This window comes from Serratia sp. FGI94 (assembly GCF_000330865.1).
GTDB lineage: Bacteria > Pseudomonadota > Gammaproteobacteria > Enterobacterales > Enterobacteriaceae > Serratia_B > Serratia_B rubidaea.
In genome coordinates this window covers 3,267,974-3,290,540 of record NC_020064.1, presented here as the reverse complement: position 1 = coordinate 3,290,540, position 22,567 = coordinate 3,267,974, and the positions used below count along the sequence as shown (strand labels likewise).

Below are 22,567 nucleotides of genomic sequence, written 5' to 3'. Positions count from 1 at the left end.
TTCATGGTATGGGCATCCTGGGGTTGCCCGTGGCGCGGCCGAACGGCCGGTTTCATATTTGCGGTTCTCGTCCAGGAAACAGTTTTGCGCAGGGCGGAGCCGTTCCCTCCGCGGCCTGACGCACGCAATGTGGCACGATTACTGCAAATTGATAGTGATTCAGTGGGGCACGCTTCCCGCAATGGCATCAAAAAAATAAAATCAATTTGAGGGTAATGTATGAAAAAGCTGGTTAAGGTTCTTCCGCTGGTTATGGCCCTGGCAGCGGCACACAGCGCATTTGCCGCCATCCCGTCAACGCTGAAGATCGGCACCGATCCGACCTACGCGCCATTTGAATCCAAAGATGCCAACGGCCAGCTGGTCGGTTTTGATATCGACCTGGCCAAAGAGCTATGTAAACGCATCAACACCCAGTGCACCTTCGTCGAAAGCGATTTCGACGCGCTGATCCCATCGCTGAAAGCCAAAAAAATTGATGCCATCATTTCATCGCTGTCGATTACCGAGAAGCGCCAGCAGGAAATCGCCTTTACCGACAAGCTGTTCGCCGCCAACGCCCGCCTGATCGCGCCGAAAGGCTCGAAGCTGTTGCCGACGGTGGAATCCCTGCGCGGCAAGAGCGTCGGGGTGCTGCAGGGCACTACCCAGGAAGCCTACGCCAACGCCTACTGGCAGCCGAAAGGGGTGACCGTGGTGCCGTATCAGAACCAGGACCTGGTGTACGCCGATCTGGCCTCCGGCCGTATTGACGCCGCCTTCCAGGACGAAGTGGCCGGCAGCGACGGCTTCCTGAAGCAGCCGCCGGGCAAGGACTACGCCTTTGCCGGCGAGTCGGTGAAGGATGACAAATTCTTCGGCGTCGGCACCGGCATGGGGCTGCGCAAGGGGGATACCGAGCTGAAGGCGGCGCTGGATAAGGCCTTTGCCGAGATGCGTAAAGACGGCACCTACGATAAGTTCGCGAAAAAATACTTCGATTTTGACGTCTACGGCGGCTGACCGCCCGTTCTCCTGCCGGTAGCCGCGGCGGCGCAGCACGTTGCGCCCGCCTGCGGCTGCCCGGCGGGGATTGCTTACGCCTACTGACGACAGGATGAAGTACATGCTGCAAGGTTATTCTCAACTGATATTTGAGGGCGCGCTGGTGACGCTGGAGCTGGCGCTCAGTTCCGTGCTGCTGGCGGTGGTGATCGGCCTGATCGGCGCCGGCGGCAAACTCTCCAACAACCGCCTGCTGGCCTCGCTGTTCGGCGCGTATACCACGCTGATCCGCGGCGTGCCCGATCTGGTGCTGATGCTGCTGATCTTCTACGGCCTGCAGATCGCGTTAAACAGCCTGACCGAGACGCTGGGGCTGGCGCAGATCGATATCGATCCGCTGACGGCGGGCATTATTACGCTGGGCTTTATTTACGGCGCCTATTTTACCGAAACCTTCCGCGGCGCCTATCTGGCGGTGCCGCGCGGACAGATTGAGGCGGCGACCGCCTTTGGCTTCAGCGGCGGGCAGACCTTCCGCCGCATTCTGTTCCCGGCGATGATGCGCTTTGCGCTGCCGGGCATCGGCAATAACTGGCAGGTGGTGCTGAAGGCGACGGCGCTGGTGTCGATCCTCGGTCTGAACGACGTGGTGAAGGCCACCCAGCTGGCGGGCAAGGGCACCTATCAACCCTTCTTTTACGCGCTGGTGGCCGGCGCGGTGTATCTGCTGTTTACCACCCTCTCCAACGGCGTCCTGCTGTGGCTTGAGCGGCGTTATTCCCTGGGCGTCAAGAGGGCCGAGCTATGATGGAGATCCTGCAACAGTACTGGCAGTCGCTGCTGTGGAGCGACGGCTACCGCTTTACCGGCGTGGCGGTGACGCTGTGGCTGCTGATAAGTTCGGTGGTGATGGGCGGGCTGCTGTCGCTGCCGATGGCGGTGGCGCGCGTCTCTTCCCGGCGCTGGCTGAGCTTCCCGGTGTGGCTGTACACCTACGTGTTCCGCGGTACGCCGCTGTATGTGCAGCTGCTGGTGTTTTACTCCGGCATGTACAGCCTGGAGGTGGTGCGCGGCAGCGAGCTGCTCAATGCGTTTTTCCGCAGCGGGCTGAACTGCACCATTCTGGCGCTGACGCTCAATACCTGCGCCTACACCACTGAAATTTTCGCCGGCGCGATCCGCGCGGTGCCGCACGGGGAAATTGAAGCCGCCAACGCCTACGGTTTTTCACGCTTCAAACTGTATCGCTGCATTATTCTGCCTTCGGCGCTGCGCACCGCGCTGCCGGCCTACAGCAATGAAGTGATTCTGATGCTGCACTCCACCGCGCTGGCGTTTACCGCCACCGTGCCGGACCTGCTGAAAGTGGCGCGCGATATTAACGCGGCGACCTATCAGCCGTTTTACGCGTTCGGCATCGCCGCGGTGCTGTATCTGGCGATTTCCTACACGTTGATCAGCCTGTTCCGCAAGGCGGAAAAACGCTGGATGGCGCACGTGACTCATCGATAAAGGACGGAAATAACATCATGTCTGAGATTAAATTAGCCGTCAGCGACCTGCACAAACGCTATGGCGACCATGAGGTGCTGAAGGGCGTCTCGCTGGCGGCCAACGCCGGCGATGTGATCAGCATTATCGGCTCTTCCGGCTCCGGCAAGAGCACCTTTCTGCGCTGCATCAACTTTCTGGAACAGCCCTGCGCCGGCAGCATCAGCCTGAATAATGAAGATATCCGAATGGTGCGCGATAAAGCCGGCCAGCTGCAGGTGGCGGATAAAAAACAGCTGCAGCTGCTGCGCACCCGGCTGACGATGGTGTTCCAGCACTTTAACCTGTGGAGCCATATGACGGTGCTGGAAAACGTGATGGAGGCGCCGGTGCAGGTGCTGGGGCTGGGCAAACAGGAGGCCCGGCAGCGCGCGGAGCGCTATCTGGACAAGGTCGGCATCGACCAGCGGGCGCGCGCCAAATATCCGGCGCACCTGTCCGGCGGCCAGCAACAGCGCGTTTCCATCGCCCGCGCGCTGGCGATGGAGCCGGAAGTGCTGCTGTTTGACGAACCGACCTCGGCGCTGGATCCGGAGCTGGTGGGGGAAGTGCTGCGCATTATGCAGCAGCTGGCGGAAGAGGGAAAAACCATGGTGGTGGTGACGCACGAAATGGAGTTTGCCCGCCACGTTTCCAATCAGGTGATTTTCCTGCATCAGGGGTTGATTGAAGAACAGGGGCCGCCGGCGCAGCTGTTCGATAATCCGCAAAGCCCGCGTCTGCGGCAGTTTTTATCGGGGGCGCTGAAGTAATCCTGCGGCGCTAGGCCGGCGGGTGAATCACCGACGCCAGCGCCTGCTCCAAATCCACATAGCGGAAGCGGAAGCCCGCCTCTTCCAGCCGTTTGGGCACCGCGTGCTGGCCGCCGAGCACCAGCACCGCCGCTTCCCCCATCAGCAGGCGGATCGCCCAGGCCGGCATACGCAGCCAGGCCGGACGTCCCAGGGTTTTCGCCAGCAGGGCGGCGAACTGCTCATTATGCGCCGGGTAGGGGGCGACCATATTGAACGGGCCGCTCAGGGTGGAGGTGTCCAGCAGAAACAGAATGCCGCTGACCATGTCGTCCAGATGGATCCACGGCAGATACTGCCGGCCGCTGCCGATCGGGCCGCCCAGCCCGAGGCGAAAAGGCGGCAGCATCTTCGCCAGCGCGCCGCCGTGTGGGGCCAGCACCACGCCGGTGCGCAGCAGGCACACCCGCGTGCCGTTGCTTTTCGCCCGCAGCGCCAGCGCTTCCCAGCGTTGACAGAGCCGGTGGGTAAATTCGTCGTGCGGCGCTTCCTCTTCGGTCACCACCGCCTGATCCTGATCGCCGTAGTAACCGACCGCGGAGCCGGAAATCAGCACCGCCGGCGGCCGTTCGCTGACGTGGATCAGCGCCGCCAGCCGTTCGGTCAGATCCCAGCGGCTGTGGCACAGGCGCGCCTTCTGCGCTTTGCTCCAGCGTTTATCGGCGATCGGTTCGCCGGCCAGGTTGATGACCGCGTCAATGCCGTCGAGGGAGGGGCGGTCCTGCAGTGAGGACCAGTAGCTGACGCGCTCGCCAAACAGCGTGCGCGCATGCGCCACGTTGCGGGTCAGCACGGTTACCGTATGGGAAAGCGCCAGCAGCCGCTGCGTGAGACGGCGGCCGATAAGCCCGGTCGCACCGGTAATCAGGATATGCATGGCGGATATTCCCCCCTTGCCTGGTGCCTTTAGCCTTCGCGGCGATAGCTCATGGTCATTGATACCGAATCAGCGTAGCGCAGGGCCAGTAGTTTATCGATCTCTACTTCAGCATAGGTCACCCACGGGTGCTGTTTCACGATATCGAGCACATCCTGGGTTAATTTTTCCAGCAGTGCGAAGCGGTTATCCTCGACGTGGCGGATGATGGCTTTGGTGATGGTGCGGTAGTTGAGCGCGTCGGCGATGTCTTCACTGTTACGCGCCTGGTCGGCCGGGTAGTGGATGGCGACATTGATCAGCACGTCCTGCCGGTTATTGATCTCTTCTTCCTTGATCCCGATGAAAGTACGCAACCGCAGGTTTTTTATGCGGATGACGGCGTCGGGTTGGCTAAATGACATCAGCAGTTCTCCATGTAATCTGATTGTTTGCGTCCAGAATACACGGAAAGTAGGGAAATGATAACGCCGAGGGGGGAAACTCTGCCGGCCGCGGCGGCCGGCACAGGGCGGTCAGGCCGGTTCGGCCAGCTTGTAGGCGCGTTCGGTGGCCGGACGGTTGCTGATGCGTTCGAACCAGTTGCGCACCGCCGGGAAGTCGGCCAGGTCGATACGCTGGCGCGGATGAGAGACGACCCACGGGTAGGTGGCGATATCGGCGATGCTGTAGTTGTCGCCGCCGAGATACGGGTGTTTTTGCAGTTCGGCTTCCAGCACGCCGTACAGGCGTTTGGTTTCCAAGTGGTAGCGTTCGATGGCGTAAGGCACCGGCTGCGGCGCGTAGTGGTTGAAGTGATGGTTCTGGCCGAGCATCGGCCCGAAACCGGCGACCTGCCAGAACAGCCACTGCAGGGTGGCGGCGCGTTCGCGCAGGCCTTTGCTCAACAGTTTGCCGGTTTTTTCCGCCAGGTACAGCAGGATTTCGCCGGACTCGAACAGGGCAATCGGCTCGCCGCCGTCTACCGGCTGCTGATCGACAATGGCGGGAATTTTATTGTTCGGAGAAATCGCCAGAAAGTCGGGTTTGAACTGTTCGCCGGCGCTGATATTGACCGAATGCAGGCGGTAAGGCAGCCCCACCTCTTCCAGAAACAGCGTGATCTTGTGACCGTTGGGAGTAGGGGCGTAATACAGGTCAATCATACTCTAATACTCCTTGTAAAACATCATGATAAGATGAAGCATGAACCAGTCGGCAGCATGTGAGCCATGAGATCATTCTTATACTGTTGCGCCGGTTTGTCCATTAAACCCGGCGCTGCGTCAGCGTCGAACGCAGACGGCCCGCACTCCAGCTTAGACCATCGCCGCCATTTTCGGAAATTGGCCGTCGCCGGCGGCGCGTGTTTTTTTAGCCGCCTGTTCTACGCTAAAATAGCGCCTGTTTCGCGAAGAGGAGAAAGGGTATGAAGCTGATGTTTGCCTCAGACCTGCACGGCTCGCTGCCGGCGACCACCCGGGTGCTGGAGCTGTTTGCACAAAACGGCGCCGACTGGCTGATCCTGCTGGGCGATTTACTGAATCACGGCCCGCGCAACGCGCTGCCGGACGGTTATCAGCCGGCGCAGGTTGCCGAACAATTGAATCGCTATGCGCACAAGATCATCGCCGTTCGGGGAAATTGCGACAGCGAAGTCGATCAGATGCTGCTGTCCTTCCCGATGGACGCGCCCTGGCAACAGGTGCTGTGGCAAAAAAGACGATTGTTTTTAACCCACGGTCACCTTTATCATCCCTCCGCACTGCCGCCGTTATCGGCCGGGGATGTTCTGGTCTATGGTCATACGCACCTGCCGCAGGCGCAGCGCTGCGGGGAGATTTACTGCTTTAATCCGGGGTCGGTCAGTTTGCCCAAGGGAGGCTTTCCGGCCAGCTACGGCATGCTGGAGGCGCAGACTTTGCGCGTGGTCACGCTGCACGGCGGCGAGGTTGTTGCAGAGGCGGCATTAACGCACTAATTTATACACACAATAAGAATCATTGAATACAGCTAATTGATCAACCAGCGCGCGATGACCCTCGCGCCAAAATAGAAGGTTTTATAGGATGGCGGAACAGGATCAGGCTGCAGCGACCGAGTGGGTTGATATCGTCAACGAGCAAAATGAAGTGATTGCTCAATCCAGTCGTCAACAGATGCGTGCGGAACGGCTACGTCATCGTGCGACCTATATTGTGGTGCATGATGGGATGGGGAAAATACTGGTTCAGCGTCGTACCGATACCAAGGATATCTATCCGGGCCGGCTGGACGCGACCGCCGGCGGCGTGGTGCAAAGCGGCGAGAACGTGCTGGACTCCGCGCGCCGCGAAGCGGAAGAAGAGCTGGGGATTGCCGGCGTGCCGTTTGCCGAGCACGGGCAGTTCTACTTTGAAGAAGAGCAGTGCCGCGTTTGGGGCGCGCTGTTCAGCTGCGTATCGCACGGGCCGTTTGCGCTGCAGGAAGAAGAAGTGGTCGAGGTGACCTGGCTGACGACGGAGGAGATCACCGCGCGCTGCGACGACTTTACGCCGGATTCGCTGAAGGCGCTGTCGCTGTGGCTGACGCGTAACAACGAACAGGACTACGGCAAGCCGCTGGCGCGGGCGGACAAGCCGGCAGACGGCGCGGAAAACGCCTGATTCACGCGAGTGCGAGTAAAAATAACGCCGGTCTTCTGACCGGCGTTGTCGTTTTCAGCAGCTGTCGCGGCGGCACAGCGTCGAGGGCAGCGAGCCTGCAGCGCACCACTCCCGGCCGTCCAGCCGCGCCAGCAGCGCCTGACCGGCCTGAATGCCGATCTCCCGGTGCGGCACCGTCATGGTGGTTAACGGCGGCTGGCAGACCCGGCTGACTTCGCTGTTGCCGAAGCCGACCACCGCCAGCTGTTCCGGCACTTTTACGTGGCGGCGCTGACACTCGTACAGCGCGCCGCAGGCCAGCTCGTCCGAGGCGCATACCAGCGCGTCCAGCTCCGGCCAGGCCAGCAAAAACTCCGGCAGCTGCTGGGCGCCGGTGGCGAAGCTGGCGGGCTGCGCGGCGTTGATCACCCGGTGCGGCGACATATGGCTGCGCAGCAGCGCCTGGTGCCAGCCCTGCAGGTGCTGGCGGAAAATCCACTGCTCCTGGTTGGCGCACAGCAGGCCGATATTCTGATAGCCGCCGGCGATTAGCGTGTGGGTCAGCTGGTACATGGCGGCGACATAATCGATGCCGATGGTGATATCGATCGGGTCATCGCGCAGGGCGCCGATCTCCACCACCGGAATATTGGCCGCCTGCAGCGCCTGGCGGGTGGTCGGCGAGTGTTCGACGCTGAGCAGCACCGCCGCCGCCAGATTGTAGGACAGCAGGGTGGTCAGCAGTTTCTCTTCACGCTCCGGATAGTGCTGGGATTCCGCCAGCATGATTTGATAGCCGGCCGGCTGCAGCACCTGCTGCAGGCCGGCGAACATCTCGGCGCAGCCGGACTCCGAAAAGCTCGGCACCACCATGGCGATGGTATAAGACGATGCTGAAGCCAGCGAACTGGCGGCCAGGTTGGGCAGGTAGCCAAGCTCATTGACCGCCGCCTCAATTTTCTCTCTCAGTTTGTCCGACACCTGTTCCGGCGTGCGTAACGCGCGCGACACCGTCATGGTGCCGACGCCTGCCAGCTGGGCGACCTCGGCCAGCGTAACCCTGCCGGTACTGCGGCGTTTCTTCCCGATCGACATGCGTAATCCTGACGAAAAATGCGCGTCATGCGCATAAGAGCCTGATGGGATAGGCTCCAAGTGAATGTGGCTGTAAGCAGCGCTGTCATTAACCCTTACTATCCCGCTATGGGATCCATTTTAACGCGTTCCTCTCACCAGCGATAAAAAACTGTGCGACAACGACGCCGGCGCATCATTTTTTTGATAGCGCTATCACAGAACCGGCGGATAACGTTTTGGTAGCGCTATCTTTGAGATCTTTATCACGGTGAGGCGCTAAAACGTTGATTAAAGTTTCTTCGTTGCCCGGGCCGGCGGGCGTCGATGGCGACGCGCGGGACCAACGGGCGGAAGGAGGCAACGTGCTGAAACAGTGGCTGAAGGCAGACCATATTCAAGTGTGCGAGCGGGCGGATGACTGGCAGCAGGCGGTGACGCTGAGCGCGCAGCCCCTGCTGCAGAGCGGGGCGATCAGCGCCGACTACCTGACGGCGATTTTTCGGCAGTATCAGGCGCTGGGACCCTATTTTGTGCTGGCGCCCGGCATCGCCATGCCGCATGCGCGGCCGGAAGAGGGGGCCAGGGCGCTTGGGCTGTCGCTGCTGAAGCTGCACCAGGGCGTGCGTTTTCATTCACAGGACAACGACCCGGTGCGGGTGGTGGTGATGCTGTCAGCGCCGGACGGCGAAAGCCATATTGAGCTGATTGCCCAGCTGGCGGAATTATTTGCCGATGAGCAGGCGATGAATGCGTTATTCAACGCCGACAGCGTTCAACAGATTGAGGATATTATCGACCGCTATTAATTCAATCTTTTATTTATATTCTTAATAGTAACTAGCGCAGAATAAACCCTGCGGCCTTACCCTACGCATAAAATCTGACAGGTGAAAATAATGAAGATTATGGCAATTTGCGGCTCCGGCCTCGGCAGCAGTTTTATGGTGGAAATGAATATTAAAAAGGTACTGAAGAAAATGGCCGTTGAGGCGGAGGTGGAGCACTCGGATCTCTCCTCCGCCACGCCGGGCGCCGCCGATATTTTTGTGATGGCGAAAGACATCGCCGACAGCGCCAGCGTGCCGGCAGACCAGCTGGTGGTGATCAGCAATATCATTGATATTAACGAGCTGGAAAACAAACTGCGTGATTACTTTATTGCGCACTCCATTATCTAAGCAACGCAATTGGCGAGGTGGATATGTTTATCCAGGAAACGCTCAGATTTGTGGTTGATATATTAAAAGTCCCCGCGGTGCTGGTGGGGGTTATTGCGCTGATTGGTTTATTGGCGCAGAAAAAATCGTTTTCCGACGTGGTGAAAGGTACGGTAAAAACCATTCTCGGTTTTATTGTGCTGGGCGGCGGTGCGACCGTCCTGGTCAGTTCATTAAATCCGCTCGGGGGGATGTTTGAACACGCCTTTAATATTCAGGGCATCATTCCGAATAATGAAGCGATCGTGTCCATCGCGCTGGAAAAATACGGCGCCTCCACCGCGCTGATCATGGCGTTCGGCATGGTGGCGAATATTATCGTCGCCCGTTTTACCCGGCTGAAATACATTTTTCTTACCGGTCATCACACCTTCTATATGGCCTGCATGATCGGCATCATCCTGTCGGTCGCCGGTTTTGAGGGGATCCCGCTGGTGTTTACCGGCGCGCTGACGCTGGGGTTGGTGATGGCATTCTTCCCCGCCATTGCCCAACGCTATATGCGGCGGATTACCGACAATGACGATATCGCCTTCGGTCACTTCGGCACCCTGGGCTACGTGCTGTCCGGCTGGATTGGCGGCCGCGTCGGTAAAAACTCGCGCTCCACCGAAGAGATGAACCTGCCGAAGAATCTCAGCTTCCTGCGCGACAGCTCGATCTCCATCTCGCTGACCATGATCGTCATCTACCTGATTATGGCGATCAGCGCCGGGCAGGCCTACGTGGAGAGCGCGCTGAGCGGCGGGCAGAACTACCTGGTGTACTCGATTATTCAGGCCATCACCTTCGCCGCCGGGGTGTTTATCATCCTGCAGGGCGTGCGCCTGATTCTGGCGGAAATCGTGCCGGCGTTTACCGGCTTTTCCGAAAAGCTGGTGCCGAATGCGCGTCCGGCGCTGGACTGTCCGGTGGTGTATCCCTACGCGCCTAACGCGGTGCTGATCGGCTTTCTGTTCAGCTTCCTGGGCGGGCTGGTGGGGCTGTTCCTGCTGGGGCAGCTCAAATTGGTGCTGATCCTGCCGGGCGTGGTGCCGCACTTCTTCACCGGTGCGACGGCCGGCGTTTTCGGCAACGCGACCGGCGGCCGCCGCGGCGCGATGCTGGGGGCGTTCGCCAACGGCGTGCTGATTACCTTCCTGCCGATGCTGCTGCTGCCGGTGCTCGGCGCGCTGGGCTTTGCCAATACCACTTTCTCCGACGCCGACTTTGGCGTGCTGGGCATCGTGTTGGGCAATATGGCGCGCTTTATGAACAAGGAAGCGATCATGGTGGCGGTGGTGGTGATTTTTGCACTGCTGGTGGCGCACAACCTGCTGGGGAAACGCAAAGGCGCGCCATCCGGCGACGGCGTGAAAAAATAGTGAGGGCCGTGTAATGACAACAATAGATATCAGGGAGTTGCGCCAGCTGGCGCAGGCGATCCGTCTGGAGACGCTGAAGGCGCTGACCGCGCTGGGTTTTGGCCACTATGGCGGCTGCATGTCGGTGGTGGAGACGCTGGCGGTGCTGTACGGCGAGGTGATGCGCATCGATCCTGGCGATCCGGACTGGCCGCAGCGCGACAATTTTGTGCTGTCGAAGGGGCATGCCGGCCCGGCGCTGTACAGCACGCTGGCGCTGAAAGGCTATTTTCCGCAGGCGGAGCTGCAAACGCTCAACCAGAACGGCACCCGCCTGCCCAGCCATCCGGACCGGCTGCGCACCCGCGGCGTGGATGCCACCACCGGTTCTCTGGGGCAGGGCGTATCCATCGCCGCCGGCATGGCGCTGTCGCACCGGCTGGCGCAGCGTGATAACCGGGTGTTCTGCATTCTGGGGGACGGCGAGCTGAATGAAGGCCAGTGCTGGGAGGCGTTTCAGTTTATCGCGCACCACAATCTGAACAACCTGACGCTGTTTATCGATTACAACAAACAGCAGCTGGACGGCCTGCTGGATGAGGTGATCAACCCCTTCGATCTGGCGGGCAAGTTCCGCGCCTTTGGCTTTGCCGTCGCAAGCGTGCAAGGGGATGATATTGCGGCGATCCGTGCGGCGGTCGCGCCGCGGCGCAGCGGTGAGCAGCGGCCGCTGGTGGTGATCCTCGACAGCGTTAAAGGCCAGGGGGTGCCTTATCTGGAGCAGATGGACAACTCGCACCATCTGCGGCTGACGCCGGAGGTGCGTCAGCATATTGAACAGGCGATTGCCGAACTGGAGGCGACTCATGTTTAACGACAGCGTGCAGTTGGAAAAAGATCCGATAGAAATGCGTCAGGTGTACGCCGGCATGGTGCGCAGCCAGATAGAGCAGGGCGCGCCGATTATCGCGCTGGAGGCGGACCTGATGAGCTCGATGGCGATGGATGGCGTACAGCGCGACCATCCGCGTCACGTGATTAACTGCGGCATTATGGAGGCGAACGTGATCGGCGTGGCGGCCGGGCTGTCGCTGACCGGGCGGGTGCCGTTCGTCCACACTTTCACCGCCTTCGCCAGCCGTCGCTGTTTCGACCAGCTGTTTATGGCGCTGGATTATCAGCGCAATAACGTCAAGGTGATCGCCTCGGACGCCGGGGTGACCGCCTGCCATAACGGCGGCACCCATATGTCGTTTGAGGATATGGGCATCGTGCGCGGGCTGGCGCACTCGGTGGTGCTGGAGGTTACCGACGCCACCATGTTTGCCGATATTCTGCGCCAGCTGATGACGCTGGAGGGTTTTTACTGGGTACGCACCACGCGTAAACAGGCGACGCGTATCTACCAGGAAGGGGCGCAGTTCACCATCGGCAAGGGCAATGTGCTGCGTGACGGTACGGACATCACGCTGATCGCCAACGGCATTATGGTGGCCGAGGCGCTGCAGGCGGCGGAGATGCTGGCGCGGCAGGGGATCAGCGCGGCGGTGATTGATATGTTTACCCTGAAGCCGATCGACCGCGAGCTGATTACCCGCTATGCGGCGCAGACCGGGCGGATCGTCACCTGTGAAAACCACAGTATCCATAACGGGCTGGGTTCGGCGGTGGCGGAGGTGCTGGCGGAGCACTGTCCGACGCCGATGCGCCGGGTGGGCGTGCAGGAGCGCTACGGCCAGGTCGGAACGCAGGCATTTCTGCAGCAGGAGTATGGCCTGACGGCGGAGCATATTCTGGCGGCGGCGCAGCAGCTGTTGTAAAACCGTGGCCGGCTTGCCGGCCTTAGGTACGAAAGCGCTATAATCGGATGCAGAAAGGATTACGTCACACTCTTACAGACAGGAAGTCTTAAATGAAAAAAATTTATCCGCTGGTCATCGCCGTGTTACTCAGCGGTTGTATGGTTGAAAAGCAGCGTTTTTATACGGCAGAGGTCGCCTTACAGGGGAAGCATCTCTGTTTCTCTCTGCCGGCAGAGTACCTGGCGCCTGACGTCAAGGTTAACCTCGTTAGCATCGCCATCGACCAACGGCAGGGCAACCAAACGCGTGAGGTCTGGCGCAGAAGCACCATGCCGCCGCAGCCAGCGGAGTGGGTGACTGCCGGGCAATGTATTCCTTATTCCTTTAGCGCTTTTGACAGCGATGTTCCCTATAGCGTGGCAATCAGCACCGTAGAAGGGCAGGACGCCGACAGCAAACGCATCTGGCAACGCAGCTTCTCGCTGAAGATCGTCGAGGGCAGCGTTGCGCAGGTTATCACCGGCGCGGAGCCTTGAATCAACCGGAACGTGGATAGCTGAAATGACAGGGGCCGGCATTGCCGGCCCCTGTATGCTGTCAGACGTCTGAATTACGCCTGGGCATCAGCCTGAGAAGACTGGATCGCCGTCAGAGCGACGGTGTAGACGATATCGTCGACCAGTGCGCCGCGCGACAGGTCGTTCACCGGCTTGCGCATGCCTTGCAGCATCGGCCCGATGGACACCAGATCGGCGGAGCGCTGCACCGCTTTGTAGGTGGTGTTGCCGGTGTTCAGATCCGGGAAGATGAACACGGTGGCTTTACCGGCAACCGGCGAGTTCGGCGCTTTGGACTTCGCCACGTCGGCCATGATGGCGGCATCGTACTGCAGCGGGCCGTCGATGATCAGGTCCGGGCGTTTTTCCTGCGCCAGACGGGTCGCTTCACGGACTTTTTCCACGTCGCTGCCGGCGCCGGAGTTACCGGTGGAGTAGGAGATCATCGCCACGCGCGGCTCGATGCCGAACGCGGTGGCGGAATCCGCCGACTGGATGGCGATTTCGGACAGCTGTTCGGCGGTCGGATCCGGGTTGATGGCGCAGTCGCCATAGACCAGCACCTGATCCGGCAGCAGCATAAAGAACACGGAAGAAACCAGCGAACTGCCCGGCGCCGTTTTGATCAGTTGCAGCGGCGGACGGATGGTGTTGGCGGTGGTGTGCACGGCGCCGGAAACCAGGCCGTCGACCTCGCCTTTTTCCAGCATCAGCGTGCCGAGCACCACGTTGTCTTCCAGCTGCTCGCGCGCCACCACTTCGGTCATGCCTTTGTTTTTACGCAGTTCGACCAGGCGTGGCACGTAGTTTTCACGCACCTGCTCCGGATCGACGATCTCGATGCCTTTACCCAGTTCTACGCCCTGGGCTGCGGCAACGCGCTGGATTTCATCCGGGTTGCCGAGCAGTACGCATTCGGCAATGCCGCGTTCGGCGCAGATGGCCGCCGCTTTCACGGTACGCGGCTCGTCGCCTTCCGGCAGTACGATACGCTTGCCGGCTTTACGCGCCAGTTCGGTCAGCTCGTAGCGGAACGCCGGCGGCGACAGGCGACGCGAACGTTCGGAGGTGGCGGTCAGCGATTCGATCCACTCGGCGCTGATATGGCTGGCGACATAGTTCTGCACTTTTTCGATGCGCTGATGGTCGTCGGTCGGCACTTCGAGGTTGAAGCTCTGCAGGCTCAGCGAGGTCTGCCAGGTGTTGGTGTCCACCATAAACACCGGCAGGCCGGTGGCGAAGGCGCGTTCGCACAGCTTTTTGATCGGCTCGTCGATTTCATAGCCGCCGGTCAGCAGCAGCGCGCCGATTTCCACGCCGTTCATCGCCGCCAGACAGGCGGAAACCAGCACGTCCGGACGGTCGGCGGAGGTCACCAGCAGCGAGCCGGGACGGAAGTGCTCCAGCATATGCGGAATGCTGCGCGCGCAGAAGGTCACGGACTTCACGCGGCGGGTCATGATATCGCCTTCGTTGATCACGCGCGCCTTCAGGTGGCGTGCCATGTCGATGGCGCGGGTGGCGATCAGATCGAAGCTCCACGGCACGCAGCCGAGCACCGGCAGCGGGCTGTTGGCGAACAGCTGCTTCGGATCGACATTGGCGACGCTGGCCTTGGTGGAGTCGTCGAAGATTTCCGACAGGTCAGGGCGGGTGCGGCCCTGATCGTCAACCGGCGCGTTTAGCTTGTTGATGATCACGCCGGTGATGTTTTTGTTTTTGCTGCCGCCGAAGCTGGTGCGCGCCAGTTCGATGCGCTCTTTCAGCTGCGCCGGCGAATCGTTGCCCAGCGCCAGTACAAAGACGATTTCGGCGTTGAGGGTTTTGGCGATTTCATAGTTCAGCGCGTTGGCGAACTGATGCTTGCGGGTCGGCACCAGGCCTTCGATCAGCACCACTTCCGCGTCTTTGGTGTTTTCGTGGTAGCGCGCGACAACCTCTTCCATCAGCACGTCCTGCTGGTTGGAGCTGAGCAGGCTTTCTACATAGCTCATGCGCAGCGGCTCGGCGGCCGGAATGGTGGAGTTGCTGCGGATGATGGTGGTGGTCTGGTCGAGGGTATCGTCGCCGGCGCGCGGTTGGGCGATAGGCTTAAATACGCTGAGGCGAACGCCTTGCTGCTCCATGGAGCGGATGACACCCAGGCTGACGCTGGTCAAACCGACGCTGGTGCCAGTGGGGATCAACATGATTGTACGTGACACAGAATAGTCCTCTTCACGATGGATATGCGGTAGTCGCCTGATCGTACGCTGCGGCCGGGGCGGCAAAGCGGTGCGGCCAACGGGGCCGTCTGCGGCGGCGATAAGGCTTAAAAGCAACACCGCCAGCCGGAGCTGGCGGTGCCTGATAGATTACGCCGTTAGGCGGGCTGCGTCTTGCGCGATAACCAACTCTTCGTTGGTTGGGATCACCAGCGCCAGGCGGCTGCCGTCTTTGGTGATAGCGCCGGCTTTGCCGAAGCGGGCGGCCAGGTTGCGTTCATGGTCGACTTCGAAGCCGAGCAGGCCCAGCTTGTTCAGGGTCATTTCACGCACCATGCCGGCGTTTTCACCGATGCCGCCGGTGAAGATCACCGCGTCCAGACGGCCGTCCATCAGCGCACCGTAGGCGCCGATATATTTCGCCAGGCGGTGACAGAAGACGTCCATTGCGCGCTTGGCGTCCTCTTTGGTGGCGTAGTTGTCTTCCACATAGCGGCAGTCGCTGGTGACTTCGGTCAGGCCTAACAGGCCGGACTCTTTGGTCAGCAGCTTGTTGATCTGATCGACGCTCATGCCCAGCGCGTCATGCAGGTGGAAGATGATGGCCGGATCGATGTCGCCGCTGCGGGTGCCCATCACCAGACCTTCCAGCGGGGTCAGGCCCATGGAGGTATCGACGCACTTGCCGTTGCGCACCGCAGTGACGGAGCCGCCGTTGCCCAGATGGCAGGTGATGACGTTAAGCTCTTCCACCGGTTTGTTCAGCATTTTGGCCGCTTCCTGGGTGACGAAGAAGTGGCTGGTGCCGTGCGCGCCGTAGCGGCGTACGCCGTGGTCGCGGTACAGGCTGTACGGCAGGGCGTACAGATAGGATTCTTCAGGCATGGTCTGATGGAACGCGGTGTCGAACACGGCGACGTTCTTGTCAGCCAGAGCCGGGAAGGACTTCAGCGCTTCAGCGATGCCGATCAGGTGCGCCGGGTTGTGCAGAGGTGCAAACGGCACGGAATCTTTGATACCCTGCAGAACTTCATCGTTGATCAGTGCGGAAGCGGTGAACTTCTCGCCGCCGTGTACGATACGGTGACCGATGGCGGTTAGCTGGGCGGAGAGTTCAGGTTTTTGTGCCAGGATGGTGTTAACAATAAAATTCAGCGCTTCGCTGTGGGCTGCACCGGCACCGAGTGCCGCTTCTTGTTTACCGCCGTCCATTTTCCACTTGATGCGCGCCTCAGGGAGGTGGAAGCATTCAGCCAAGCCGGAAAGGTGTTCTTCACCGTTGATAGCGTCAATAATCGCGAATTTCAGGGAAGAACTGCCGCAGTTAAGAACCAGTACTAGCTTACTCGACATGGAAGTACCTACTTATAGTTCGTGTTGTTAAAAGAAAATCAAAAAACACGTTAGTGAATTAATCGTCAATCAGACAACAAGCGTAGCGCATAATGCCGTTGACATTTATGATTAACATCATGTGAAGCACAGAAAACACATGATGGTGAAAAAACCGGGTATTTCTCCGCGGCTTAAGTAATCTTGCTGGTTATAGGGCTGAAAATTGACAAAATTTGACAAACTTGTCGCTATCTTCTAGCCGGCCAAAAAGGCCGGAGTAGGATACCGATAGCCCGCGCTAAACACAAAATAAATTTAAAGCTTCAAATTTTTTAGTAGTGTGGCTGGCGCCACCCCTTTTTCTGCGACGTTGAGGTATGTGATGACGAGCAAACCGTCCGGTTCCGTAAGTTGGTTTCAGGTATTCCAGCGCGGACAGCACTATATGAAAACCTGGCCGTCGGACAAGCGTCTGGCTCCGGTCTTTCCGGAGAATCGCGTTGCGCGCGCCACCCGTTTCGCCATTCGTTTTATGCCGCCGCTGGCGGTGTTCACCCTGACCTGGCAGATTGCGCTGGGCGGCCAGCTCGGCCCGGCGATCGCCACCGCGCTGTTCGCCTGCAGCCTGCCGATGCAGGGGCTGTGGTGGCTGGGCCGCCGTTCGCTGACGCCGCTGCCGCCGGGGCTGCTCGGCTGGTTCCACGAGGTGCGCGACAAGCTGGCGCAGGCCGGCCAGGCGTTGGCACCGGTTGAGGGCACGCCGACCTATCAGTCGCTGGCGGACCTGCTCAAGCGCGCGTTCAAGCAGTTGGACAAGACCTTCCTGGACGATCTCTGAGTTCCTTCGCCGCTGGGGCGCTGCGTCCGGCGGCGCCAAACTTGGCGCAAATCAAAGAAGCGGCGGGTTGTGATTCCATGGCCCAAATCAGTATGCGATGCTCACGCCAATTTGCAGAACTGAGGACCCTAAACATGGAAATGACCCACGCCCAACGCCTGATCCTGTCGAATCAGTATAAGATGATGACGCTGCTCGATCCGGACAACGCCGAGCGCTACCGCCGCCTGCAAACCGTGGTGGAGCGCGGTTTCGGCCTGCAGCTGCGCGAACTGGATCGCGACTTCGACGAGATGAGCGAAGAAGTTTGCCGCACCATCATCAATATTATGGAAATGCACCATGCGCTGCAGGTGTCCTGGGAGAATCTCAAGGATCGCCAAGGGCTGGAGCCGCGCCGTTTGGCGTTTCTCGGCTTTGATGCGGCGACCGAGGCGCGCTATCTGAGCTATGTGCGTTTCCTGGTCAATACCGAGGGACGCTATACTCAGTTCGACGCCGGCAGCCACGGCTTTAACGCCCAGACCAAAATGTGGGATAAATATCAGCGTATGCTGGCGCTGTGGCTGTCTTGCCCGCGTCAGTATCATTTGAGCGCCGTCGAGATTGCGCAAATTATTAATGCATGATTAAAAAGAGGTTTCCTGTGGAGTGTAAAGGCTTTCTGTTCGACCTGGATGGTACATTGGTAGATTCACTGCCCGTTGTGGAGCGCGCCTGGACCCAGTGGGCCAACCGGCACGGCGTCGATCCGCAGGCGGTGCTGGATTTTATTCACGGTAAACAGGCCATTACCTCTCTGCGCCACTTTATGCCGGGCGCCAGCGAAGCCGATATTCAGCATGAACACGATCTGCTGGAACAGGTGGAGGCGCAGGATACCGACGGCGTACGCGCCCTGCCGGGGGCGGCGGCGCTGCTGGCGCGGCTGAACACGCTGGGCATTCCCTGGGCGATCGTCACCTCCGGTTCGGTGCCGGTTGCCAGCGCGCGCCGCCAGGCGGCGGGGCTGCCGCTGCCGGCGGTGTTTGTCACCGCCGAACAGGTTGAGCGCGGCAAACCGCAGCCGGACGCCTACCTGTTGGGGGCGGAGCGCCTGGGGCTGGCGCCGCAGGCGTGCGTGGTGGTTGAGGACGCGGCGGCGGGCATCGCTTCCGGCCTGGCCGCCGGCTGCCAGGTGATCGCGGTCAATGCGCCCGCCGACGCGCCGCAGCTGGAGCAGGTCGATCTGCGCCTTTCCTCCCTTGAACAACTGCAGGTTGACGGCGATGCGCACGGCGCGCGCATCACGCTGCGCGACTGATCGCCGCTATTCGCCGGCAAATTGATTAGACCCCGCATACGCGGGGTTTTTTTGTGCTAATTTTTAAGACCTTGGAACCTGGCGGATGGACGAGGCCGATGTGAACAGCGAATTACTGTGGGTGTTGTGTTTATTGCTGGTGGCGATTGTGTTGTTTACCACCAACAAACTGCGCATGGATGTGGTCGCCTTACTGGTGATTATCGCCTTTGTGTTAAGCGGAACGCTAACCTTGCAGGAGGCGACGGTCGGCTTTAGCGACCCGAACGTGATTTTGATCGCCGCGCTGTTCGTGATCGGCGAAGGATTGGTGCGCACCGGCGTGGCCTATCAGGTCGGCGACTGGCTGGTTAAGGTGGCCGGCAGCAGCGAAACCAAAATGCTGGTGCTGCTGATGGTGACGGTGGCCGGGCTGGGGGCGTTTATGAGCTCGACCGGCGTGGTGGCGATTTTTATTCCGGTGGTGCTCAGCGTGGCGGCGCGGATGAAAACCGCGCCGGGGCGGCTGATGATGCCGCTGAGCTTCGCCGGCCTGATCAGCGGCATGATGACGCTGGTGGCGACGCCGCCCAATATGGTGGTGAACAGCGAGCTGGTGCGTGAGGGCATCCGCGGCTTCGGCTTCTTCGGCGTCACGCCGATCGGCATGCTGGTGCTGTTGCTCGGCGTGGGTTATATGCTGCTGGCGCGGCGCTGGCTGGGCGGCGCATCGCCGGACAGCCGCAAAGAGAGCTGGCAGCGGCGCACCTTCCGCGATCTGATTCGTGATTACAAACTGACCGGCCGCGCGCGCCGCCTGGCGCTGCGTCGCGGCTCCCCGCTGGTGGGGCGTTCGCTGGATGAGCTGCATCTGCGGGCGCGCTACGGCGCCAATGTGGTGGGCATTGAGCGCTGGAAGCGCTTTCGGCGGGTGATGGTCAGCGCCTCCGGCAGCACCGAGCTGCGCGAGCGCGACGTGCTGCTGATCGATATGTCGGCCAGTGACGTTGATCTGCGCGAATTCTGCGGCGAGCAGCAGCTGGAACCGATGGTGCTGCGCGGCGACTATTTCTCCGAGCAGTCGCGCAACGTCGGCATGGCGGAGGTGTCGCTGATCCCGGATTCGGCGCTGCTGGGCAAAAGCCTGCGGGATAACGGCTTCCGCAGCCGTTACGATCTCAACGTGGTCGGCATTCGCCGTAACGGCGAGACGCTGGCGGGCAAGCTGGTGGATGAACCGCTGGCGCTGGGGGATATGCTGCTGGTGATCGGCGACTGGAAGGCGATTCGCCAGCTGCAGAGCAAAACCCACGACTTTATCGTGCTCAACCTGCCGGCGGAGGTGGACGAAGTGGCGCCGGCGATGACGCAGGCGCCGCACGCGCTGTTTTGTCTGGCGCTGATGGTGGCGATGATGCTGACCGACGAGGTGCCGAACCCGATTGCGGCGCTGATCGCCTGTCTGCTGATGGGCAAATTCCGCTGTATCGATATGGAAAGCGCCTATAAGTCGATTCACTGGCCGAGCATTATTCTGATCGTCGGCATGATGCCGTTTGCGCAGGCGCTGCAGAAAACGGGCGGGGTGGGCCTGATCGTGCAGGGGCTGATGGACGTGGCCGGCGATATGGGGCCGCGCGTGATGCTACTCTGCCTGTTCGTCCTGTGCGCGACGATCGGCCTGTTTATCTCCAATACTGCCACGGCAGTGCTGATGGCGCCGATCGCCATCGCGGCGGCGCGGGAAATGGCGGTGTCGCCTTATCCGTTCGCCATGATTATCGCGATAGCCGCTTCCGCGGCCTTTATGACGCCGGTCTCGTCGCCGGTAAATACGCTGGTGCTGGGGCCGGGGAATTACACCTTCGGTGATTTTGTCCGTCTTGGCGTGCCGTTCACCGTGCTGGTGATGCTGGTCAGCGTTGCGGTGGTGCCATGGTTGTTCCCGTTCTGAGACCTGTCAGACAACAGGGCGCGTACGTCGCGCCCTGAAGGGGGATTACAGTTCGGCGTCCAGGCTGATTTCGTCCAGCGACAGGCTGAAGCTGGGGATAAACACCGTCATGAAGTACTCCATTTCCGGGCTGTTGCGCAGCTGCAGGGTTTTCTCCAGCCGCGCCTTGGCCAGCGTGAACTCCTGGTTGCCCGCCGACAGCTCTTCCAGGCACTTCAGATAGGCGCACAGGGCGTCGGCCTGCTTGACCACCAGTTTTTCATCCTCGCTGTAGCAATGCTCGTCGAGAATGCTGCGAAAGTCATTGCGCAGCTCTTCCGGGATCATCGCCAGTAATTTCTGCTGCGCCACTTTTTCGATCTTTTTATATTCATGGGCAATCTGCGGGTTGTAATACTTGATCGGCGTCGGCATATCGCCGGTGATCACTTCGCTGGCGTCGTGATACATCGCCAGCAGCGCCACGCGCTCAGCGTTCAGGTTGCCGTTGAACTTGCGGTTTTTAATCACCGCCAGCGCGTGGGCGACAAACGCCACCTGCAGGCTGTGTTCGGAGACGTTTTCGGTGCGCACGTTGCGCATCAGCGGCCAGCGGTTGATCAGTTTCAGGCGGGACAGGTGGGCAAAGAAATGGCTCTGGCTCATGGGTTTTCTCTACGGCAGCAAAGAGCGTTATTTTGCTGACTACGGCGCGTTTATGCAAACGCGCCGTAGAGCAGAGGGGCGTTACTGACGATAGTTTTCCAGGAAGCGCCCCAGCTTGCCGACCGCCATTTCCAGCTCGTCGACGCGCGGCAGGGTAACGATGCGCACGTGATCGGGATACGGCCAGTTAAATGCGCTGCCCTGCACCAGCAGGACCTTCTCCTGCAGCAGCAGATCCAGCACCAGTTTCTGGTCGTCGTGGATATTAAAACGCTTGGCGTCGATACGCGGGAACATATACAGCGCGCCCTGCGGCTTGACGCAGGAGACGCCGGGAATATCGTTGAGCAGCTCCCAGGTGCGGTTGCGCTGTTCGTACAGGCGGCCGCCCGGCTGAATAAATTCGCTGATGCTCTGATAACCGCCCAGCGCGGTCTGGATGGCGTGCTGCATCGGCACGTTGGCGCACAGGCGCATCGACGCCAGCATTTCCAGCCCTTCAATATAGCCCTTGGCGTGTTTTTTCGGACCGTTCAGCACCATCCAGCCCTGACGGAAACCGGCGACGCGGTAGGTTTTGGACAGGCCGTTGAAGGTGACGGTCAGCAGGTCCGGTGCCAGCGAGGCGATGGAGATATGTTCGGCGGCGTCATACAGGATCTTGTCGTAGATTTCATCGGCGAAGATGATCAGGTTATGTTCGCGCGCAATCTCGACGATCTGTTCCAGCAGCGCTTTGCTGTACACTGCGCCGGTCGGGTTATTGGGGTTGATGATCACGATGCCGCGGGTACGCGGGGTGATTTTACTGCGAATATCGTCGAGATCCGGGAACCAGCCGGCCTCTTCGTCACACAGATAGTGGACGGCCTTGCCGCTGGACAGCGAAACCGCCGCGGTCCACAGCGGGTAATCGGGCGCCGGCACCAGCATTTCGTCGCCGCTGTTGAGCAGCGCCTGCATCGACTGGACAATCAGCTCGGACACGCCGTTGCCGATATAGATGTCCTCGACGGTGACGTCGCGCATGTCACGCGCCTGATAGTGCTGCATAATCGCCTTGCGCGCCGAGTAGAGCCCTTTGGAATCACAGTAGCCCTGAGCGGTCGGCAGGTTGCGGATCACATCGACCAGAATTTCATCCGGTGCCTCAAAACCAAAGGGCGCGGGGTTGCCGATGTTGAGTTTAAGGACTTTATTGCCTTCTTCTTCTAGGCGTTTGGCTTCTTTGAGCACCGGGCCGCGAATGTCATAACAGACGTTGTCCAGTTTGCTGGATTTCTCAATGGGGGACATAAAAAAACTGTGCCTTCTGCTGGGATAGGGCATTCCTACCGTGGAACGCCGCAACCTGACCAATGTACTCCTGGTACCTGCGCTTTTGAAGGGCTGCGCACACCTTTGGTGCAAATGATCGGCTAAAATGGCGATTTTAACGATGATAAGTCTGGTTAAATTTTTTTGTTGGCGTTAAATTCTGTATTTGGTGGTGTTGTTGGTGTTTTAT

24 protein-coding genes are annotated in these 22,567 nt (G+C 60.0%); 16 read left to right on the top strand and 8 right to left on the bottom strand.

Annotated features, from left to right (window positions below):
* The first annotated feature begins 219 nt into the window (after positions 1 to 219).
* The 4 genes from argT to hisP all read left to right on the top strand — a co-directional run bounded on the left by argT (position 220) and on the right by hisP (position 3,287).
* Entirely contained in the window at positions 220 to 1,002 is a 783-nt protein-coding gene (gene argT / locus D781_RS15000; RefSeq protein WP_015673184.1) for a lysine/arginine/ornithine ABC transporter substrate-binding protein ArgT, read from the top strand.
* 103 nt (positions 1,003 to 1,105) lie between these two features.
* Complete coding sequence (locus tag D781_RS14995; RefSeq protein ID WP_015673183.1) at positions 1,106 to 1,792, top strand: histidine ABC transporter permease HisQ; 687 nt, start codon at positions 1,106 to 1,108, stop codon at positions 1,790 to 1,792.
* Entirely contained in the window at positions 1,789 to 2,496 is a 708-nt protein-coding gene (locus D781_RS14990) for an ABC transporter permease (protein WP_015673182.1), read from the top strand. The genes D781_RS14995 and D781_RS14990 overlap by 4 nt, the downstream gene beginning before the upstream one ends.
* 17 nt (positions 2,497 to 2,513) lie before the next feature.
* Positions 2,514 to 3,287, top strand: coding sequence for a histidine ABC transporter ATP-binding protein HisP (gene hisP, locus D781_RS14985; protein ID WP_015673181.1), 774 nt, complete (start codon positions 2,514 to 2,516; stop codon positions 3,285 to 3,287).
* Positions 3,288 to 3,297: 10 nt separating this feature from the next.
* On the opposite strand, the gene D781_RS14980 is transcribed toward hisP, so the two are convergent.
* From D781_RS14980 to yfcG, 3 genes are all read right to left on the bottom strand, one after another.
* Positions 3,298 to 4,203, bottom strand: a complete 906-nt coding sequence (locus D781_RS14980; protein WP_015673180.1) for a TIGR01777 family oxidoreductase — start codon at positions 4,201 to 4,203, stop codon at positions 3,298 to 3,300.
* A 29-nt stretch (positions 4,204 to 4,232) separates the two neighbouring features.
* On the bottom strand, positions 4,233 to 4,607 hold the full coding sequence (gene folX / locus D781_RS14975) for a dihydroneopterin triphosphate 2'-epimerase (RefSeq protein ID WP_015673179.1): 375 nt from the start codon (positions 4,605 to 4,607) through the stop codon (positions 4,233 to 4,235).
* A 111-nt stretch (positions 4,608 to 4,718) separates the two neighbouring features.
* The gene (gene yfcG, locus D781_RS14970; RefSeq protein WP_015673178.1) at positions 4,719 to 5,348 is read right to left on the bottom strand and encodes a GSH-dependent disulfide bond oxidoreductase; all 630 of its coding nucleotides are present in this window, start codon (positions 5,346 to 5,348) and stop codon (positions 4,719 to 4,721) included.
* A gap of 263 nt (positions 5,349 to 5,611) precedes the next feature.
* Here yfcG and yfcE point away from each other — a divergent pair, with 263 nt between their 5' ends.
* Positions 5,612 to 6,163, top strand: a complete 552-nt coding sequence (gene yfcE, locus D781_RS14965; RefSeq protein WP_015673177.1) for a phosphodiesterase — start codon at positions 5,612 to 5,614, stop codon at positions 6,161 to 6,163.
* 88 nt (positions 6,164 to 6,251) lie between these two features.
* Positions 6,252 to 6,827 carry an NUDIX hydrolase YfcD gene (yfcD, locus tag D781_RS14960; protein ID WP_015673176.1) on the top strand — a complete coding sequence of 192 codons (576 nt, stop codon included), beginning with the start codon at positions 6,252 to 6,254 and terminating at the stop codon, positions 6,825 to 6,827.
* A gap of 54 nt (positions 6,828 to 6,881) precedes the next feature.
* On the opposite strand, the gene D781_RS14955 is transcribed toward yfcD, so the two are convergent.
* Positions 6,882 to 7,901 (bottom strand): LacI family DNA-binding transcriptional regulator, encoded by a 1,020-nt coding sequence (locus D781_RS14955; protein WP_015673175.1) that lies wholly within the window; start codon positions 7,899 to 7,901, stop codon positions 6,882 to 6,884.
* Positions 7,902 to 8,245: 344 nt separating this feature from the next.
* Here D781_RS14955 and D781_RS14950 point away from each other — a divergent pair, with 344 nt between their 5' ends.
* From D781_RS14950 to D781_RS14925, 6 genes are all read left to right on the top strand, one after another.
* Positions 8,246 to 8,689, top strand: a complete 444-nt coding sequence (locus tag D781_RS14950) for a PTS sugar transporter subunit IIA (protein WP_041412167.1) — start codon at positions 8,246 to 8,248, stop codon at positions 8,687 to 8,689.
* A 90-nt stretch (positions 8,690 to 8,779) separates the two neighbouring features.
* On the top strand, positions 8,780 to 9,061 hold the full coding sequence (locus tag D781_RS14945) for a PTS sugar transporter subunit IIB (protein ID WP_015673173.1): 282 nt from the start codon (positions 8,780 to 8,782) through the stop codon (positions 9,059 to 9,061).
* Positions 9,062 to 9,084: 23 nt separating this feature from the next.
* Complete coding sequence (locus tag D781_RS14940) at positions 9,085 to 10,464, top strand: PTS ascorbate transporter subunit IIC (protein ID WP_015673172.1); 1,380 nt, start codon at positions 9,085 to 9,087, stop codon at positions 10,462 to 10,464.
* A 13-nt stretch (positions 10,465 to 10,477) separates the two neighbouring features.
* Positions 10,478 to 11,317 (top strand): transketolase, encoded by an 840-nt coding sequence (locus D781_RS14935; protein WP_015673171.1) that lies wholly within the window; start codon positions 10,478 to 10,480, stop codon positions 11,315 to 11,317.
* Entirely contained in the window at positions 11,310 to 12,263 is a 954-nt protein-coding gene (locus D781_RS14930; RefSeq protein WP_015673170.1) for a transketolase family protein, read from the top strand. The genes D781_RS14935 and D781_RS14930 overlap by 8 nt, the downstream gene beginning before the upstream one ends.
* 92 nt (positions 12,264 to 12,355) lie before the next feature.
* Positions 12,356 to 12,781, top strand: coding sequence for a putative T6SS immunity periplasmic lipoprotein (locus D781_RS14925; protein WP_015673169.1), 426 nt, complete (start codon positions 12,356 to 12,358; stop codon positions 12,779 to 12,781).
* Between the two features lie 74 nt (positions 12,782 to 12,855).
* Here the strand turns inward: D781_RS14925 and pta are convergent, their stop codons facing one another.
* Positions 12,856 to 14,991, bottom strand: a complete 2,136-nt coding sequence (gene pta / locus D781_RS14920) for a phosphate acetyltransferase (RefSeq protein ID WP_197663635.1) — start codon at positions 14,989 to 14,991, stop codon at positions 12,856 to 12,858.
* 165 nt (positions 14,992 to 15,156) lie between these two features.
* Positions 15,157 to 16,359: an acetate kinase gene (gene ackA, locus D781_RS14915; protein ID WP_015673167.1), complete on the bottom strand. Its 1,203-nt coding sequence runs from the start codon at positions 16,357 to 16,359 to the stop codon at positions 15,157 to 15,159.
* A 364-nt stretch (positions 16,360 to 16,723) separates the two neighbouring features.
* Between ackA and yfbV the strand changes: the two genes are divergently transcribed.
* The 4 genes from yfbV (at position 16,724) to D781_RS14895 (ending at position 20,415) form a co-directional block, all read left to right on the top strand.
* A complete protein-coding gene (gene yfbV, locus D781_RS14910; protein ID WP_015673166.1) occupies positions 16,724 to 17,179 on the top strand; it encodes a terminus macrodomain insulation protein YfbV in 456 nt (151 codons plus the stop codon).
* Between the two features lie 134 nt (positions 17,180 to 17,313).
* Positions 17,314 to 17,808: a YfbU family protein gene (locus tag D781_RS14905; protein WP_015673165.1), complete on the top strand. Its 495-nt coding sequence runs from the start codon at positions 17,314 to 17,316 to the stop codon at positions 17,806 to 17,808.
* A 17-nt stretch (positions 17,809 to 17,825) separates the two neighbouring features.
* Positions 17,826 to 18,482, top strand: coding sequence for a sugar phosphatase (locus D781_RS14900; protein WP_015673164.1), 657 nt, complete (start codon positions 17,826 to 17,828; stop codon positions 18,480 to 18,482).
* A 100-nt stretch (positions 18,483 to 18,582) separates the two neighbouring features.
* Positions 18,583 to 20,415: an SLC13 family permease gene (locus tag D781_RS14895; protein ID WP_041412166.1), complete on the top strand. Its 1,833-nt coding sequence runs from the start codon at positions 18,583 to 18,585 to the stop codon at positions 20,413 to 20,415.
* Between the two features lie 45 nt (positions 20,416 to 20,460).
* Here D781_RS14895 and yfbR read toward each other — a convergent pair whose 3' ends face one another.
* On the bottom strand, positions 20,461 to 21,060 hold the full coding sequence (yfbR, locus tag D781_RS14890; protein WP_015673162.1) for a 5'-deoxynucleotidase: 600 nt from the start codon (positions 21,058 to 21,060) through the stop codon (positions 20,461 to 20,463).
* 81 nt (positions 21,061 to 21,141) lie between these two features.
* Positions 21,142 to 22,356 (bottom strand): pyridoxal phosphate-dependent aminotransferase, encoded by a 1,215-nt coding sequence (locus D781_RS14885; protein ID WP_015673161.1) that lies wholly within the window; start codon positions 22,354 to 22,356, stop codon positions 21,142 to 21,144.
* Positions 22,357 to 22,567 lie beyond the last annotated feature (211 nt).

What these genes read in the sequence shown, in the direction of transcription:
- yfbV (WP_015673166.1), top strand. Translation starts at nt 16,724, where the DNA reads ATGACGAGCAAACCGTCCGGTTCCGTAAGTTGGTTTCAGGTATTCCAG.
- D781_RS14925 (WP_015673169.1), top strand. Translation starts at nt 12,356, where the DNA reads ATGAAAAAAATTTATCCGCTGGTCATCGCCGTGTTACTCAGCGGTTGT.
- folX (WP_015673179.1), bottom strand. Translation starts at nt 4,607, where the DNA reads ATGTCATTTAGCCAACCCGACGCCGTCATCCGCATAAAAAACCTGCGG.
- D781_RS14940 (WP_015673172.1), top strand. Translation starts at nt 9,085, where the DNA reads ATGTTTATCCAGGAAACGCTCAGATTTGTGGTTGATATATTAAAAGTC.
- D781_RS14905 (WP_015673165.1), top strand. Translation starts at nt 17,314, where the DNA reads ATGGAAATGACCCACGCCCAACGCCTGATCCTGTCGAATCAGTATAAG.
- D781_RS14930 (WP_015673170.1), top strand. Translation starts at nt 11,310, where the DNA reads ATGTTTAACGACAGCGTGCAGTTGGAAAAAGATCCGATAGAAATGCGT.
- yfcD (WP_015673176.1), top strand. Translation starts at nt 6,252, where the DNA reads ATGGCGGAACAGGATCAGGCTGCAGCGACCGAGTGGGTTGATATCGTC.
- D781_RS14945 (WP_015673173.1), top strand. Translation starts at nt 8,780, where the DNA reads ATGAAGATTATGGCAATTTGCGGCTCCGGCCTCGGCAGCAGTTTTATG.
- D781_RS14935 (WP_015673171.1), top strand. Translation starts at nt 10,478, where the DNA reads ATGACAACAATAGATATCAGGGAGTTGCGCCAGCTGGCGCAGGCGATC.
- hisP (WP_015673181.1), top strand. Translation starts at nt 2,514, where the DNA reads ATGTCTGAGATTAAATTAGCCGTCAGCGACCTGCACAAACGCTATGGC.
- yfbR (WP_015673162.1), bottom strand. Translation starts at nt 21,060, where the DNA reads ATGAGCCAGAGCCATTTCTTTGCCCACCTGTCCCGCCTGAAACTGATC.
- D781_RS14955 (WP_015673175.1), bottom strand. Translation starts at nt 7,901, where the DNA reads ATGTCGATCGGGAAGAAACGCCGCAGTACCGGCAGGGTTACGCTGGCC.
- pta (WP_197663635.1), bottom strand. Translation starts at nt 14,991, where the DNA reads ATGTTGATCCCCACTGGCACCAGCGTCGGTTTGACCAGCGTCAGCCTG.
- D781_RS14885 (WP_015673161.1), bottom strand. Translation starts at nt 22,356, where the DNA reads ATGTCCCCCATTGAGAAATCCAGCAAACTGGACAACGTCTGTTATGAC.
- ackA (WP_015673167.1), bottom strand. Translation starts at nt 16,359, where the DNA reads ATGTCGAGTAAGCTAGTACTGGTTCTTAACTGCGGCAGTTCTTCCCTG.
- D781_RS14980 (WP_015673180.1), bottom strand. Translation starts at nt 4,203, where the DNA reads ATGCATATCCTGATTACCGGTGCGACCGGGCTTATCGGCCGCCGTCTC.
- yfcE (WP_015673177.1), top strand. Translation starts at nt 5,612, where the DNA reads ATGAAGCTGATGTTTGCCTCAGACCTGCACGGCTCGCTGCCGGCGACC.
- yfcG (WP_015673178.1), bottom strand. Translation starts at nt 5,348, where the DNA reads ATGATTGACCTGTATTACGCCCCTACTCCCAACGGTCACAAGATCACG.
- D781_RS14995 (WP_015673183.1), top strand. Translation starts at nt 1,106, where the DNA reads ATGCTGCAAGGTTATTCTCAACTGATATTTGAGGGCGCGCTGGTGACG.
- D781_RS14990 (WP_015673182.1), top strand. Translation starts at nt 1,789, where the DNA reads ATGATGGAGATCCTGCAACAGTACTGGCAGTCGCTGCTGTGGAGCGAC.
- argT (WP_015673184.1), top strand. Translation starts at nt 220, where the DNA reads ATGAAAAAGCTGGTTAAGGTTCTTCCGCTGGTTATGGCCCTGGCAGCG.